Below are 16,372 nucleotides of genomic sequence, written 5' to 3' on the forward strand. Positions count from 1 at the left end.
GTCTTTTCTTTATTTCGCGTTTATTCCAATAACTATTCGACGACTCTGTTGCGCCCCGCATTTTTAGCTTTGTAAAGGTTGTCATCGGCCTGCTTCAAACAAGCGTGCAAGTTTGTATCAGTAAGCGCAGTGGCTACACCAAAGCTTGCGGTTATCGAGTGATTAACATCACCCTCTACAAACGGATTAGCTTCAATCACCTTCCTCATTTTTTCCGCTAATTTTACCGCTTGGCTCAACGTCGCATGAGGGAATAGAACCAAAAATTCTTCACCACCGGTTCTTGCCACCACGTCAGTAGTTCTTACTGCTTCTTTCATTAGGCGAGTGATGTGTATAAGCACTTCGTCACCAATATCGTGGCCATAGGTATCGTTGATTGTTTTGAAATGGTCAATATCTACCACCACCGCACTTAAAGGGAAATGAGCACCGGGATCTTGCATTGCGCGTTCAAAAAAAACAGCTTCAAGAAACCGCCGGTTGGGAAGTTTTGTAAGTGGATCGGTATTAGCCTGACGCATGCGCTCTAAATTTTCACGCAGCATTTCTTTTCTACTTTGATGCCAGAAATTTTCACCTATAAAGGCGACGCAAATGAAACAGAACGTAGCGATTAAGAAGCGGGAGACATGCTCTGCTGGGTACTCAGCCACTATTTTTTCTTGATTGTAGAGCATAAAAATAGCGATACCCATGGTTACTGCTACGTAAACCATGGCGGGCTTGAAACGCACAACAACTATCTGAATAAAAAGCAGGGGAAAAATAAAATAAAGCCCAGTGTTATTGAGCCCGCCGGTATAAACCAAGCCGTTTATGGTAAATGCTACCACTAAGCCTGCTAAATAATAAAAGACATCGACGCGAGGGAACATATGGGATAACGCCACATTGGCGTACACAAAAGCAGCTGACCCCGCCAGCGTTCCAACGAGCAATGGGTTGTTTGTGCCCATGTTGATCCACGCCATAAACGCCATAATGGTGCCACCAACATAAGATATGAAATATAGCGTTAAGCGCCTTCGTTTTGCTTCCGCTTCATCTTGCTGAGCACTTCTAAGTAATTGACGCAACGACGAACTGTCCATAAAAAGACTTATCTCCGCATTTAAAACTAATTGACCATTATTCCTTTCAGCATAGACTGAATGTCTAATAATAACCAAGGAGAAAACTGCGCCTAATTTCAAACATTAATACAGAAAATGCGTATACTACGGGGTATATCGTATGACGTTTTGTGATACATCGTTTTAGTTTCTTTTTATATAGTTTGGAATAGCCATGAGTCACCTCAACACTACCCGCACCGTTCGAATTGCTACTAGAAAAAGTGCTTTAGCGCTTTGGCAAGCAGAGTATGTGAAGGCAAAATTGTTGGAGCATTATCCGTCAATGACCGTTGAGCTTGTGCCTATGAGCACGCAGGGCGACAAAATTTTAGATACACCTCTGGCGAAAATTGGTGGTAAAGGACTTTTCATAAAAGAGCTTGAAATTGCCATGCTTGAAGGCCGTGCCGATATTGCCGTGCACTCTATGAAAGACGTACCGGTTGAATTTCCTGAAGGTTTTGGCCTTCACGCTATTTGTGAGCGAGAAAACCCGTTCGACGCTTTTGTTTCAAATAACCACGACAGTTTAGATGCCCTACCCCAGGGCGCAGTAGTAGGTACGTCTAGCCTTCGCAGACAGTGCCAAATTCGCAAGTATCGCCCTGACCTTATCATCAAGGACCTGCGCGGAAACGTGAATACTCGTCTAGCCAAGCTAGACGCAGGTGAGTACGACGCCATTATCTTAGCTTCTGCTGGCCTTATTCGCCTTGAAATGGAATCTCGTATTCGCATGCCGTTACCCGCTGATATTTCACTACCCGCCGTTGGACAAGGTGCCGTAGGTATTGAGTGCCGTAACGACGATGAAGAGCTAATTAAGTTGCTACAGGCGCTGAACCATACGGACACCAATACACGCGTTACTGCGGAACGCGCCATGAACGAGAGATTGGAAGGCGGCTGCCAAGTACCTATTGGTAGCTTTGCCACGCTTGATGGCGATGTGCTGACACTAACCGGTATGGTTGGTAAGCCAGATGGTTCAGAACTGCTCTTTGCTTCTGCTACAGCGTCGCGAGAAAAAGCCGCAGATATTGGTGTTGAAGTAGCGGAATCCCTTCTTGAGCAAGGTGCCGGTGAAATCTTAAAGGCGCTTTATAACTAAGTTATAGTTTGTCGAATGCGTGCAGGTTTACGCAGTAAAATAAAAGGATGAAAATTCGATAGTATGTTGCTGTTTACACGCCCACTGCCAAAGTTAAAAGCAAGCGCTTCTGCCTTTGAAAAAGCCGGAATTGACGCGGTAGGCGTTGCCACGTCTAACATCATTGATATTTCGTCTGAAAGAAAAGCTGCTGCAGAATTTTTAGCGTCAAATGCAGTAAACGCAATTGTTGTTACCAGCGTATATGCTGTAGACACCGTTATTGAAGGCTTACGCGAAACGGCTAACGAATTACCATTGATCATAGCTGTGGGCGATGCCACTGCACGAAAATTACAAGCGGGAATTCAGGCGTTTTCATCGGCGCAGGTTGCTATTCCCGAAGCCCATACATCCGAAGGTATACTGGCAATGCACCAACTTAATGAGGCAAACTGTCAGCATGTCGTTATCATTAAGGGTGAAGGTGGGCGCGACGCCATAGCCACAGGATTAGACGAAAAAGGTATTTTAGTTAATAGCTTTTGCGTTTATAAGAGAGAGCAACTTACAAGCCCAATTTACACAAAACGGTGGAAAATGGGCGAAGTTAGCGGCATTATCGCTACAAGCGAAGCAATGGCACTGCAACTAATTGCGCAATTTGGCCAAGCACTTAAATCTATTAAATGGTTAACAGTGAGCGACCGAATTGCCAAAACCCTCACTAGCCAAGGCATTAAAGAGGTAGCGGTTTGTCAGCGAGCCACCGATCAGGCACTCATCGCCTGGGTAAAGGATAACTGGGAGTATTGAATGGCCAACAACAATGAAAGTAGCCCACAAAAAGAGGAACTCGTGAAAGTGGAAGCTGAAAAAGACGTTATCGAATCTTCTGCCACGCACAGTGAATCAACATCGTCGGGTGCTGCTAAAAAGAAATCGTCGGGAAATGGTCTACTGTGGTTTGTTGTAATCATCCTTTTCCTTATTGTGCTTGGTATGGCTGGCGCAGGTTACTGGTATTACATGCAGCAACAGTCGGCAAGCAAGGACTCTGAATCTGCACTTCAAACGACGACCTCTCAGCTAAACACTATTGAGCGTGAGCGCGCTGATCTTGTTGCCTCTATCGACAAAGTAGCTCGCACCAACCAGACGTTAGAAAGCACGGTAGCCGAGTTAAAAGCGCAAAACGAAAAGCTGACGCTGCAAGCTGAATCGACCCTTGAGCAACTAAATAATATGGAAGGTCGCCGCCCGGCAGACTGGCTCATTGCTGAAGCTGATTACTTAGTTCGCATGGCAGGCAGAAAGCTTTGGTTAGAAAACGACGTACGCACAGCAATTTTGCTGCTAGTTAACGCAGATAAACGCTTAAAGTCGTTGGCCGATCCATCGGTACTTCCGGTTCGCGCAAACCTTGCAGAAGATATTCAAACCTTACAACAGCTTAACCCTGTATCACAAAGTTCCGTCGCCCTCGCGCTTACGGGTATGATTGCTCAAATTGACAAACTGCCACTTGATACCTTCGAAAAACCAGAAGACGCCAATGCAGAAGACACGACCTTATCGGAGTCAGCTGACGACTGGCAGGAGAACCTTGCGAAGGTGTGGCGTTCGTTGGTGAACGATTTTCTTACGGTGAAAACTATTGAAGGCCCGGTTGAGCCAGTGCTTTCACTAGAAGCCCAGTTCCTAGCAAAAGAGCAGCTTCGTCTACAGCTTATGCACGCGCAAACCGCCGCGCTTCAGGGCGATGCAGGGCTTTACAGCCAGTCGCTTCAATACGCTCAAACGTTAATTATTGAAAAGTTCGACACCGAAAAAAGCCAAGTAACGGGCTTTGTAGATGCACTACAAAACCTCATTGCTACCGATGTATCGCGCCCAATACCTACAGAGCTAGCGTCACAAAAACCGCTAGAGCGTCTATTGGATAGCCGCGTTAAACAGGTGTTCGGACAAGGAGCAAGTGCACTATGAAATGGTTAGCTATTGCCCTTGCGGTATTAGCCGCATTCGTTGTTGCACTCATTGTTGGCCCGATGTTGTTAGGCGATAAGGGCTACGTACTAATATCACTGGGTAACACCGCTGTTGAAATGACGGTGATTAGCTTTTGTATTTTAGTGATAGGTGCCGTCATTGCCTGGTACGTACTATCTCGACTTGTATTGTGGGCGTTAAGCCTGATCACAGGTTCACATAAATGGTTCGGCACTTTGGGGGAGCGCAAACGAAAGCGTGCGTTTTACGACGGCTTACACGCAATGGCTGCAGGTGATTTTGATACAGCTCAAAAGGCGCTAAGCAAAACCACCAACGGCGATTTCGAAGGCGTTAACTATTTGGCGTCAGCGCAAATTGCTTTTGCCAATAACGATTTAGCCAAAGCCCGTTATTTCCTCGTTCAGGCAACTGACTTTCCAAAAGCGAAAGTAGCCGCAACGGTCATGCACGCGCGTATTGATATGGCTGAAGAAAAATACGATGCGGCACTAGAGAAACTTAACGAACTTGACGAGCAAGAGCGCGAGAACAAGCAGGTTGTGCAGTTGAAAGCGCAAATTCTTGCCAAGTTAGGTAAGTGGCAAGTACTTCAGGAGAATTTGTCAGGCTGGCGTAAAGCATTGCCCAAAGCGGATTACACCGCATGGAGCCAGCGCATCGCCAAAGGTAAGTTTGCCGAAATTGCCAGCAAACAAGGCGCTGTCGAGCTTAAATCGTATTGGGAAACCCTACCTCGTAAGCTTCGTCACGACGATGCTTACCGCGCGGCCTACATTCAACAGTTACTTGACCAAGGTATGCATGCCGACGCACAGAATTTGCTAGTTGAATGGCAAAAGCGTGGCCCGAATAGCGCCCTGTTTCCGCTGTTCACGCAGCTTAATATTCCTGATGCATCGCCATCACTACGACTGCTTGAAAGCTGGATAAAGCAAGACGAAGAAAACGTGTCGCTATACTCCACGCTAGGCCAAGTTGCATTTAACTCAGGCGATGATGTGTTGGCGGAAAAAGCCCTGCTTAAAGCCACTAAAATGAAGTCGCGCAAAGAAGACTTATTGCTGCTGTCTGCAATTAGCGAACGCAAGCACGACACAGCCACTGCACTTCAGCTTTACAAGGAAGGTCAGCAGCTAGCCAGCTAGATGAATATTCATTTAGCTTTCTGGTAGTACTTGTATTACCCGTAAAATTGAAGATATAGTAAAAAGGAATTCTCAATTCGGGTTGTTTCAACAACAACCCGAATTGACTTAAACAACTTGTCGGAGTGCTTCACTGTTAACCCAGTAAGCTGAGACCGCGAAAGTGGGATCCGTAGAACCTGATCAGGCTAATACCTGCGAAGGGAACAAGAAAATACAATGTGCACAATGTTAAACCGTGGTTTAGCGTTGTGAAGCGAAGTTGTTTTGCTGTTGATGATACAGACACACCCATGACGGTGCTGCTCGTCACTCAAGGTAAACTGTTCAAGTTTATCCCCAAGTCAACATCAACGGAGTAAAGGGCTGTAATCACCAAAACCTTTACCAACAATCTCGCTAGAGTAACGGGACTATCCCCTTCTACACTCACACTTTGTATTCTCCTTCACTCCTGACAAGCATTTTTAGAACCTAAATTTACAAGGTAAAATGCTATGTCGAACAGACGCGAACAGCGCCAACAAGCACAACAATTCATTAATGAACTTGCGGGCGAAGCTTACCCAAATTCAACACGCCACTACGAGTGTGGCAGCCGTGACGATATTCGTGTGGCCATGCGCCTTATTCACCAACACGACAGTTTAGTGGGTGGCACCGAAGAAAACCCTATCTTAGAGCCAAACCCGCCCATTCCTGTGTACGACACCTCTGGCCCTTATGGCGACCCGCTAGAAAACATAGATGTACACAAAGGCCTAGCTCCGCTTCGCCAAAAGTGGATTGAAGAGCGCAGCGATACTTTTGAGTTAGAGGGCGTTTCATCAAGCTTTGCGAAAGAGCGTGAAAACGACATTTTTACCGAAGATTTCCGCTTTATTCGCAGCCGCAAACCACTAAAAGCAAAAGCAGGCAAAAACGTTACCCAGCTTCACTACGCAAGACAGGGCATTATTACCCCTGAAATGGAATACATTGCCATTCGCGAGAATATGGGTCGCCAGGCCATTAAAGATGCCGAACTGACGCAGCAGCACAAAGGCGAACACTTTGGTGCGAATTTACCCGATACCATCACGCCCGAATTTGTACGCCAGGAAGTGGCCGCAGGCCGCGCCATTATTCCATGCAACATCAATCACCCCGAGTTGGAGCCAATGGTTATAGGGCGTAACTTTCTAGTAAAGATTAACGCAAACATTGGTAATTCAGCAGTCACCTCGTCTATTGAAGAAGAGGTAGAAAAGCTGGTGTGGTCAACACGCTGGGGCGCCGATACCATCATGGATTTATCTACCGGCAGAAATATTCACGAAACCCGAGAGTGGCTGCTTAGAAACAGTCCTGTTCCTCTTGGCACCGTCCCCATTTATCAAGCGCTAGAAAAAGTAAACGGTGTAGCCGAAGATTTAACGTGGGAGATGTTTAAAGACACCCTAATTGAGCAAGCCGAACAAGGCGTAGACTACTTCACCATTCACGCTGGCGTGCTGCTTGAATACGTACACCTTACCGCAAAGCGGGTTACCGGCATTGTATCGCGCGGCGGTTCGATAATGGCAAAGTGGTGCTTAAGCCACCACCAGCAAAGCTTTCTGTATGAGCACTTTCACGATATTTGCGAAATTTGCGCTAAGTACGATGTGGCGCTGTCGCTAGGTGATGGCCTGCGCCCTGGTAGCGTAGCTGACGCTAACGACGACGCGCAATTCTCTGAATTACGTACCCTTGGAGAGTTGACGAAAATTGCATGGGAGTACGATGTTCAGGTAATGATTGAAGGCCCGGGGCATGTGCCAATGCATATGATTAAAGCGAACATGGAAGAGCAGCTTAAGCACTGCCACGAAGCACCGTTTTATACCCTTGGCCCCCTCACCACCGATATCGCTCCTGGCTATGATCACTTCACTTCAGGTATAGGTGCCGCCATGATTGGTTGGTATGGCTGCGCAATGCTGTGCTATGTAACACCTAAAGAGCATTTGGGCCTACCTAACAAAGAAGACGTTAAACAGGGGCTTATCACCTACAAAATTGCAGCCCACGCTGCCGACTTGGCAAAAGGACACCCAGGTGCACAAATTCGCGACAACGCCATGTCGAAAGCTCGCTTTGAATTCAGATGGGAAGACCAGTTCAATTTAGCTCTCGACCCACATACTGCGCGCGCTTATCACGATGAAACCTTGCCGCAGGCGTCTGGCAAAGTTGCGCATTTCTGCTCTATGTGCGGCCCTAAATTTTGCAGCATGAAAATTTCTCAGGAAGTGCGCGATGTGGCTAAACAAGTAGAGCAGCAAGAGTTTGAGAAAGAAAAAGGCATGAAAGAGATGGCCCAGGCATTCAATCAGTCTGGCGCAGAGCTTTATCACACTGCAGATAGCAAGGTAGAGCTACCATGATGGCGAAAGCGTCCATAAGCCCTGCATCCAACAACCTCACCACTGCACTTCCTGTAGTGTGGTGTGTGGGAGGCGTTGACTGTAGCGGTGGTGCGGGCGTTACCCGCGACGCCATTACATTGGCCGATCTGAACATCCATGCTTGTGTGCTCACTACACAACTTACCGTGCAGTCCAACTCAATCATGCTTAGTAAGGAAAGCATGTGCGCGTCGGCATTAAATCAGCAGTGGCAGGTGCTGTTTGAAGATACCCCACCACGCGCTATTAAAATTGGCGCTATTGCTAATGATGAGCAAGCGCTGTTGTTGTGTGCACGTATTCAAAAAACATCTAACCCTCGCCCCTTCGTTGTATGGGACCCTGTGCTGTCTACCTCGTCAGGTGGCGTGCTGAGTGAGTTAAGCGAAAGCGTAGTTGACGAACTGTTGAATACGGTAGATATCGTTACGCCTAATATCGATGAGCTTGCGTGGCTCACTCATTTGCCAGTTGTTGATGAAGCGAGCTTGCTAACTGCAATCAATCGGCTAAGGGGTAAAGGCGCAAAGAGCGTGTACGTGAAAGGCGGTCACGCCCACTGGCAAAAAAACGTGAGCGATATTTTTGTTTGTGCCTCTCACACTCTTCGTTTTAGCCAGCCGAAATACGCTAACGGCAACCTTCGCGGCACAGGCTGTATGTTAGCCAGCGCATTAGCGGCATTCATTGTGCACGACTACTGCATTGAAGACGCACTTACGCTTGCTAATGCTTACGTCAGCGAAGTTCGTGGCCATACACTACCAAAGCAATGCGCAGCGGCTAACGCAAACGCCATAAGTAACGAATTAACCACCTACTTTGCACAAACCAACGGCTTTCCCGCAAAACCAGAGAGCTTTCCGCTGGTGACCTTTCACCAACGTGGCGCCACTGCTAATGAAAAAGAGCGGGATAAGGATTCCCTTCTTAAAGCCTCGTCTTGTAAAGAAGCCCACTTTCCTGCACTTACTCATACTCATTTAGGCATCTACCCTGTAGTGGATAGTGTGCAATGGATAGCCCGCCTCTGGCCAACGGGCGTAAAAATCATGCAGCTACGGGTTAAACAAGGCTCCCAAGAAGACATTCGTCAGCAAATAAAAGAGGCAATAGAATTGGTGAAACACACCGACTGCCAATTATTCATTAATGACTATTGGGAGCTGGCCATAGAACTCGGGGCTTACGGTGTGCACTTGGGGCAAGAGGATATCGACACCGCAGACCTAAACGCCATCCGTAGTGCGGGTTTACGGTTTGGAATATCAACGCACGGCTTCGCTGAAATTCAACGTGTTCGCGCTTTAAACCCGTCTTACATTGCCCTTGGTCATATCTTCCCCACCAATACCAAAGACATGCCTTCGAAGCCCCAAGGTGTAGCACGTTTAGAAAAGTATGTGCAGCTTTGCGATGGCATTCCCACCGTTGCTATTGGTGGTATTAACTTATCGCGTATAGGCGATGTAGCTAAAACCGGCGTTAGCGGCATTGCTGTGGTAAGTGCAATCACTCAGGCAGAATACCCGCTAAAAGCCTACCAAGCATTGGTTGAGGAGGCTGGGTTTGCTTAGTCATTCAGCTACTCATTCACTTAGTCACTCAGTAGGCCAGCAGTTAGCGCATCAGGATATACGTCGCTACAGCAGACAACTCTTACTCGATTGCATTGATCACGACGGACAGCTTAATTTGGCGGGTGCACACGCTGTTATCGTTGGCTTAGGTGGATTAGGCAGCTTAACCGCCCGCTATTTAGCAGGCGCAGGAGTGGGCAACATTACACTTATAGATGGTGACACCGTCGACATTAGTAATTTGCAGCGCCAAATAAGCTACAATGAAATGCACCTAGGCGAGCTTAAAGCTAAATCGCTTTACAATGAACTGCGTAAAGTGAACTCGCATTTAAACATCCAGTTTAAAAGCTTATTTACTGATAGTAACAACTTACCAACCTTGATTGCATCAGCCACCTGCGTGCTGGATTGCACCGACAACGTGACGGTACGAAGACAGATAAACCTGGCCTCGTTTCGCGCCTCTATTCCGCTTTTTATTGCCGCAGCCAGTGGACTTACCTGGCAAGCGCTGAACTTGCCTCAAAACTCAACCACCTGCGGTTGCTACGAGTGTTTAGTGAATAATGTTGCCGTACGCGAAGATTGCGTTAGCAAAGGTGTACTAGGCCCAGTAGTAGGCATGGCAGCATGCCACCAAGCTACCCAAGCCTTGTTATTTCTGGCAAGGGGCTTCGATGCCGATATTAAATGGGGCCATTACGTAAACGCCCATGCAGGCCAAGGTACGCTGCAAAGTTTCAAGCTTCCCCCCTCTTCTTCTTGTGAGGTATGCCAATGACCCAAATTAATATCAACGTGAACAATCAACCAATGAGCGTGATTTCTCCTATATCACTTAGTGAATTAATTGCTCTAAAACAATTGAAAGACGAAGGCACCGCCGTTGCCAAAAATGCCGCCATTATCAGCAAGAATGAATGGCCAACAACCTACTTAAGTAACAACGATACCGTGGATATCTTCACCCTAGTGGCAGGAGGCTAAAATGCTAACACTCGCAAATCACACCATCCCTTCCCGCCTGTTAACTGGCACTGGCAAATTTAGTAACCTGGACACCATGAAAAGCGCGGTACAGGCAGCCAAGAGCAGCATGGTGACCTTGGCAATGAAGCGTGTCGCCAGCCATAGCTCACAAGATGAAACGCTTTCGGCATTAAAAGCATTGGGCGTTACTCTTTTGCCGAACACGTCGGGAGCTAAGAACGCAAAAGAAGCCATATTCGCCGCCGAACTTGCTTACGAAGCATTAGGTAGCCCTTGGGTGAAGCTGGAAATTCATCCAGACCAACGCTACTTATTGCCCGACCCCATCGAAACCCTGCTTGCCGCAGAGGCACTGGTTAAAAAAGGGTTTCACGTTTTGCCTTACTGCGGAGCAGACCCCGTTTTATGTAAACGCTTAGAAGAGGTAGGCTGCACTGCCGTTATGCCATTGGGCGCGCCTATTGGCAGTAATCAGGGCTTACAAACCAAACCCTTTTTGCAAATTATTGTTGAGCAAGCGTCGATACCCGTCATTGTAGATGCAGGCATTGGTAAGCCAAGCGAAGCTATGGCGGCCATGGAGCTGGGAGTAGACGCAGTATTGGTGAATACGGCCATCGCCACGGCTATGGACCCAGTTGCTATGGCAGCAGCTTTCGCAAGCGCCGTAGAAACGGGGCGAAAAGCCTTTGAAGCTGGACTTGGTGCTACCAGCAGTTTTGCCAAAGCCTCTAGCCCGCTTACCGCCTTTTTGGAGCCGGCGGTATGAAGGTAGCACAGGCATTAATGCAGCAAGACTTGTCGCATGTGGCTATGTCGATAAACAGCAAAACAGCGGGCGACGTAGAACGAGCGTTAGGTAAAGATACACTTTCTTTAGACGACTTCATGGCGCTGATCTCTCCCGCTGGCGCTATGTACTTAGAAGCCATGGCCTATCGCGCTAAAACAATTACTCGCCATCGCTTTGGCAATACCATGCAGCTGTTTGTACCTCTGTATTTGTCAAACTTGTGTGCCAACGAATGTACCTATTGCGGCTTTACAATGAGCAACAAAATAAAGCGCAAAACCCTGTCTATAAGCGAAGTGTTGACCGAAATTGAAGCCATCAAAGATTTAGGCTTTTCACAGGTATTGCTGGTTACTGGCGAACATGAAACCAAAGTGGGGATGGAATATTTTGAGCAAACACTAACCGCCATTCGCGAAAAGGTGAGCTACCTTATGATGGAGGTACAACCTTTAAAGCGTGAGCAATATGAAACCTTGAAGCACCTGGGCTTAGACGCGGTGTTAGTGTATCAAGAAACCTACTCACCGCAGCATTACGCTAATTACCACACTCGAGGAAAAAAACAGGACTTCTTATGGCGCTTAGAAGCCTCCGATCGCATAGGGAAAGCCGGCATTGATAAAATTGGCATTGGCGCACTACTGGGTTTAGGCGACTGGCGGGTTGATAGCGCCATGACCGCCCTTCACGGCAAATTAATACAGCAACACTACTGGCAAAGCCGTGTATCTATTGCTTTTCCGCGCCTTCGTAGCTGTGAAGGTAACAGCACTGGCGGCAACGCCCTCACCAATAGTAAACTCCCTAACGAGCGAGATCTGCTGCAGCTAATATGCGCCCACCGCATTTTTAACCCACAAGCAGAACTCTCGCTGTCTACCCGAGAGTCGGCGATATTTCGGGATGGTGTAATGCCGCTTGGCATAACGTCTATGAGTGCGGCCTCGCAAACACAGCCTGGCGGTTACAGCGCCCCATCGAAGGCACTAAATCAATTCGATATTGACGATAACCGATCTGTATCAGATGTCGTGAGCGCACTTTCAATGAAAGGACTGGAACCCGTTTGGAAAGACTGGATGCCGTTTACAGAACGTGTTTAAGCGCAAGAATACCTGTATTTTTCGTTTGAAAACTCGCGCTAAAGAGCGCACTTTTAATGGATTAATCGATTAGTTTTTGTAAGGGAAAATAAGAGAAAATTTGTTTTGCTTTCGTGCAAAACCCTCCGTACAATCCGCCCAAATTTTAGCCAGACACTTTACCTATGCGTCTGGCTTTTTTGTCTCATTTATCTCATATTAGATTTATCAAAACTAAAGGGCAGTGCGTTGGATACCGTTGAATTTATTCAAATTCGTAGATTTATAGTGAAGCTAGGCAAAATGCTGCACAAGTACGGTACCCCTGCGTTCCGTCTTGAAGCTTACCTAGGTGAAGTCGCTAAGTATTTAGGCGTACACGCTTCATTTATTTCAACGCCAACTTCACTGACTTTTGTTATCTGGAGTGACCGTCACGAAGACGAATATAACCATGCTGCGCGTTTGCTTCCAGGCGAGCTAGACATGAACGCGTTGTCGCTTACCGATGAACTGGCCAGCGAACTGCTGTCGGGCAAATTAACCTTAAGTGAAGCTGACAAGCGCTTAAATGAAATAGATGCCATGGGCAGCCCTTATGGTAAATGGGTTACAGGCGTAGCCTTTGCTATGGCCACCGGCGCGTTTGCTATGCTAATGGGTGCAAGCTGGAGTGAAATTGGCTGGTCGGGTGCCTTGGGTATTGTGGCTTATCTTTGGACCTTATGGGCACAGCAGTCTAAACGCGTAAACTTGATGCTAGAGCCTGTCACCGCGTTCGTTGGCGGCATTCTTGCCTGTGCTATTGGTCAATACGTTGACCCTGGCATTAACATTCCGCTGGTTGTGCTTTCATCGGTGATTGTATTTGTACCCGGACTAGCCCTGACTATGGGCCTTGCCGAGCTTTCATCGCGAAACATGGTGTCGGGCACGGCTCGTACTATGGACGCCATCATGCAGCTGTTTAAGCTGTATTTCGGTGCTTTTTTGGGTGTGTCAGTGGGCTTTAGTGCATTTGGTGAAAACGTGTATACCCCTGCAGAATCGCTGCCTTACTGGGCTACTTGGCTAGCGGTATTCTTGCTGTGTATTGCCCTAGTTGCGATATTCAGAACGCGTATTAAACACATTCCATGGGCATTGGCAGCAGCATTTATTGCCTACAGTGCTACCGCATGGAGCTCTGACTACATGAGCCCTGGGCTGGGCGCGTTCGTGGGTGCGTTTGCATTAGGCATTTTTGCGAATGCGTTCACCCGCATTGCTAACCAACCCGCGACCATTGTGGCTATGCACGGACTTATAGTGCTGGTGCCGGGGTCTAAGACCTATATTGGCTTGAACTCGTTTATGACAGGCCAAGACTTTGTGAAGGCCGACCATTTGGGGCAGGAAGTATTTCTTATCTTTATGTCACTAGTGGCGGGATTAATCTTTGCTAACGTGGTGGTGCCCACTAAAAAGGCGCTATAACGTTGATACAGTAACCTAAGAGTTTCGTGCTAGAGCGCGGCTGGTGCAACTAGGCTGCGCAAAATCACTAGCGCAGCCTAACAAGCAGGTAAGACGCGCTATTTAAGCAACTTGATCAACGCTCGTCCTAAACGGGCGTTGAGCGCGCCCGCAGCAATCGCTTCAGCAGAATTTTCCATAAACTTCGCCGACAAGCTGCCGCCAATTTGATTGGCAACTTCGTCGGTAGCTAAGTCAAACACGCCTTGTGCCGCAATGTTTTGCGCCAACACCTTAAGCAACTTCCAGTTCCCTGCTGTACTTGGCCTTAGTCCATACACGCGGGCCATTCGACGAATGGTACGAAAGCTAATCCATACCACAGCAAAAGTTTGAATAAGATTATTGGGGCTTATAAAAGCAAGGCTTCCGGCGGTCACCGACTCTTTATTCAGCACCTTGTGCGCCTTTTCCTGAACAGGTTTTAGTACCGTGTCTTCGTACAGGCCTAATCGTTCTGGGCCTGTCATGTCGTCTTGAAGCTGCTGCTTATAACGGTCGAAACAATGCGCTGCGTAAGACCCCCGCGAAAAGCGTTTGCCGTGCTGGCTTAGCACGCGATCAATTTTCTGTGGCGATGCTTCTGTTCCCGCTGATGGATTTTGTTTCGCTGAAGGCTCTTTCTGCGCTGAAGGCTCTGTCCCATTACTAGCCAGCAAATCTCGGATAACGCTTGCATCTTCCATCGCCGTATTTACTTGCTTGTAGCCTCGCCACTCTTTAAAACTCAAAAAGCTAAAGCAGCTTACAAAACCAACCAATAATGCGCCCAGTACGCCCGTACCGATGGGGTGCTCGGAAACGTTTGCCGCAAGGGTGGTATAAGCTTCAAAAACAAAAAAGCCAATTAATGAAACAACGCCAAATCCTAATGTTGCCGCACCTAACGACAGGCCACCTTTTTTAGTATCCACTTCCCATACATCCTCGGTAACTTGTTGCGGAAGTTTGGTTTCAGGCTGCGCTATGTCTAAGGTTTGTGTTTTAACTTTGGTTTTGTACTGTGGTTTTGTTACCGCATCCCTTTCATGGTCATTATTAGGTTTACCATATCCAGTCACCGCATTATGCTGATCTTCCTCACCGACATCGCCGTAAATTGCATCGCTTCTAAGCGTAGACTGGCTTGTTTGTTCTGGGCTTTCGTCAAATGTATAAGGTTTATCGCTCATTCTTACTCTCCTTTGCCCAGTAAAAACTGAAGCAATCTATCTACGCCCTTACCCGCTAAAATACGCGCCTTAAAATCGCTAGGTACACTCACATCAGGTACTGGAAAGTGGCTACCCTCTTCCATCTCTTTCAAAGTGCTGGGAATAGGTTCGAACGTAGACTCTACATAGCGGCCATCAGTGTCTTTGTAACGAATAGCATCATCATTACTACCTTCGTCGGTTACTTGCATGCTAGACACTAAAAAATGCTCAAATTGTATGGGTTTACCGTCAAACCGTGCTCTCGCCCCTTCGGTAATTTGGGTAAGTAAATTAAGTAAGTTAGCGCGCTGACTTACAGGCACTAAATCAGACTTAGTGGCCACAAACGCCACTCTGCCTATTTGTTCTTTTTTCAGCACATTGCGTGAAAACCACGTGCTTTGCCCGTACACAAAGGTGTCGGCCAAATGACTCAGAGTTTCTTTTAACTGATACAAATGCTGTCTGCTGTGGTTAAGCCCTTCAAACAAATCGACAAGAATTATCTGCTTGTCGGTTTCTTTGAAAATGGACTGCTTCAGCGGCGTTAACCACCCACTTTGGAATTTAGCAAAGTGCTTGTCGAATATTTTAAACCAAGGGTGTGATACATCGCTGGTGATGCTAGAAGGAAGCGGCGTAAAACCAAAGGCCTGCCAATCGAAGTCGCTCGATTCCAATAAAAAACTACCCGGTTGAAGAAGCGAGATGCCGTTGGCCTTCGCTTCTACTAAATAATCGAGATAGGCATTAACCAGCAGCTGAATACGCTGTTCGGTTGGCTCTTGCTCAAAATCAAACTGATTAACAAACGCTTTCCACTGGTTGGCAAAATACTGCTGCGGCCCACTGCTAAGCTGAGCCCACGCAGAGTCTGACCAATGAGCATAGGTTTTACTTAGCATGGGAATGTCGGTCACCCATTCTCCAGGGTAATCGATAAACTCAAACACCACATCGCTATGAGGCAGTACATGACGCTTCAATGAGGCGGTTTCTTTTAAACGCACCACCAGCTTAAAACCGAATGCTTCTTCGGTGGCTTTAGGCCATTGGCCGTTTTCAAGATCAGCAATGTTCTGTATATGCGGGAACGGTTTGTAGCCTTCAATGGGCTCTATGCGCATATCAAGCACTTGGGATGGCGGCAAATAACGTAGCAAAGGCAAACACGCATAGCCCTCTTCACTACGGCTTTTCAGCATAGTGATAAGGCTGGTGAACAGCATAGATTTACCGCTTCGACTTAGCCCAGTAATGGTGAATCTGTGAGTTTCTTTGTTAAACACACTGCTAAGTTTGTCGCCAGTTAGCGACGCCATTGCCCGAGTCTTGTCAAAAAGCGTAGCGATATTTTTTTGCATTATCTTGTTTGTATTCTGCCTTTGCAGTTCCTATTCCCTTAAACCTAA

General features: G+C 47.3%; 14 protein-coding genes and 1 riboswitch. Of the genes, 11 read left to right on the forward strand and 3 right to left on the reverse strand.

The features are described 5' to 3' along the window. Positions 1 to 32 precede the first annotated feature (32 nt). Positions 33 to 1,094, reverse strand: coding sequence for a GGDEF domain-containing protein (locus BZA03_RS13460; protein WP_014947802.1), 1,062 nt, complete (start codon positions 1,092 to 1,094; stop codon positions 33 to 35). A gap of 196 nt (positions 1,095 to 1,290) precedes the next feature. Here BZA03_RS13460 and hemC point away from each other — a divergent pair, with 196 nt between their 5' ends. The 11 genes from hemC (at position 1,291) to BZA03_RS13515 (ending at position 13,725) form a co-directional block, all read left to right on the forward strand. Then, positions 1,291 to 2,229: a hydroxymethylbilane synthase gene (gene hemC / locus BZA03_RS13465; RefSeq protein WP_014947801.1), complete on the forward strand. Its 939-nt coding sequence runs from the start codon at positions 1,291 to 1,293 to the stop codon at positions 2,227 to 2,229. Between the two features lie 63 nt (positions 2,230 to 2,292). After that, the gene (locus BZA03_RS13470) at positions 2,293 to 3,024 is read left to right on the forward strand and encodes a uroporphyrinogen-III synthase (protein ID WP_110289036.1); all 732 of its coding nucleotides are present in this window, start codon (positions 2,293 to 2,295) and stop codon (positions 3,022 to 3,024) included. Then, complete coding sequence (locus tag BZA03_RS13475; protein WP_110289037.1) at positions 3,025 to 4,197, forward strand: uroporphyrinogen-III C-methyltransferase; 1,173 nt, start codon at positions 3,025 to 3,027, stop codon at positions 4,195 to 4,197. It abuts the gene before it with no gap. After that, complete coding sequence (locus tag BZA03_RS13480; RefSeq protein ID WP_110289038.1) at positions 4,194 to 5,369, forward strand: heme biosynthesis HemY N-terminal domain-containing protein; 1,176 nt, start codon at positions 4,194 to 4,196, stop codon at positions 5,367 to 5,369. The genes BZA03_RS13475 and BZA03_RS13480 overlap by 4 nt, the downstream gene beginning before the upstream one ends. Positions 5,370 to 5,480: 111 nt before the next feature. Beyond that, a riboswitch (TPP riboswitch) is annotated at positions 5,481 to 5,592 on the forward strand. Between the two features lie 274 nt (positions 5,593 to 5,866). Continuing rightward, positions 5,867 to 7,777, forward strand: a complete 1,911-nt coding sequence (thiC, locus tag BZA03_RS13485; protein WP_110289039.1) for a phosphomethylpyrimidine synthase ThiC — start codon at positions 5,867 to 5,869, stop codon at positions 7,775 to 7,777. Further along, positions 7,774 to 9,375, forward strand: coding sequence for a thiamine phosphate synthase (gene thiE / locus BZA03_RS13490; protein ID WP_110289040.1), 1,602 nt, complete (start codon positions 7,774 to 7,776; stop codon positions 9,373 to 9,375). The genes thiC and thiE overlap by 4 nt, the downstream gene beginning before the upstream one ends. Beyond that, entirely contained in the window at positions 9,368 to 10,162 is a 795-nt protein-coding gene (locus tag BZA03_RS13495; RefSeq protein ID WP_110289041.1) for a HesA/MoeB/ThiF family protein, read from the forward strand. Before thiE ends, BZA03_RS13495 begins: the two co-directional genes overlap by 8 nt. Then, complete coding sequence (thiS, locus tag BZA03_RS13500) at positions 10,159 to 10,368, forward strand: sulfur carrier protein ThiS (protein ID WP_014947794.1); 210 nt, start codon at positions 10,159 to 10,161, stop codon at positions 10,366 to 10,368. The genes BZA03_RS13495 and thiS overlap by 4 nt, the downstream gene beginning before the upstream one ends. Position 10,369: 1 nt before the next feature. After that, complete coding sequence (locus BZA03_RS13505) at positions 10,370 to 11,140, forward strand: thiazole synthase (protein WP_110289042.1); 771 nt, start codon at positions 10,370 to 10,372, stop codon at positions 11,138 to 11,140. Continuing rightward, on the forward strand, positions 11,137 to 12,270 hold the full coding sequence (thiH, locus tag BZA03_RS13510) for a 2-iminoacetate synthase ThiH (protein ID WP_061093907.1): 1,134 nt from the start codon (positions 11,137 to 11,139) through the stop codon (positions 12,268 to 12,270). Before BZA03_RS13505 ends, thiH begins: the two co-directional genes overlap by 4 nt. Before the next feature lie 228 nt (positions 12,271 to 12,498). Further along, on the forward strand, positions 12,499 to 13,725 hold the full coding sequence (locus BZA03_RS13515) for a threonine/serine exporter ThrE family protein (RefSeq protein ID WP_014947791.1): 1,227 nt from the start codon (positions 12,499 to 12,501) through the stop codon (positions 13,723 to 13,725). Between the two features lie 98 nt (positions 13,726 to 13,823). On the opposite strand, the gene BZA03_RS13520 is transcribed toward BZA03_RS13515, so the two are convergent. Both BZA03_RS13520 and BZA03_RS13525 read right to left on the reverse strand, forming a co-directional pair. Then, on the reverse strand, positions 13,824 to 14,936 hold the full coding sequence (locus BZA03_RS13520) for a YcjF family protein (RefSeq protein ID WP_049587562.1): 1,113 nt from the start codon (positions 14,934 to 14,936) through the stop codon (positions 13,824 to 13,826). Between the two features lie 2 nt (positions 14,937 to 14,938). After that, the gene (locus tag BZA03_RS13525; protein WP_110289043.1) at positions 14,939 to 16,324 is read right to left on the reverse strand and encodes a YcjX family protein; all 1,386 of its coding nucleotides are present in this window, start codon (positions 16,322 to 16,324) and stop codon (positions 14,939 to 14,941) included. Positions 16,325 to 16,372 lie beyond the last annotated feature (48 nt).

Origin of the sequence: Alteromonas sp. I10 (genome assembly GCF_003201515.1) — a bacterium.
In the GTDB taxonomy this organism is placed as follows: domain Bacteria; phylum Pseudomonadota; class Gammaproteobacteria; order Enterobacterales; family Alteromonadaceae; genus Alteromonas; species Alteromonas macleodii.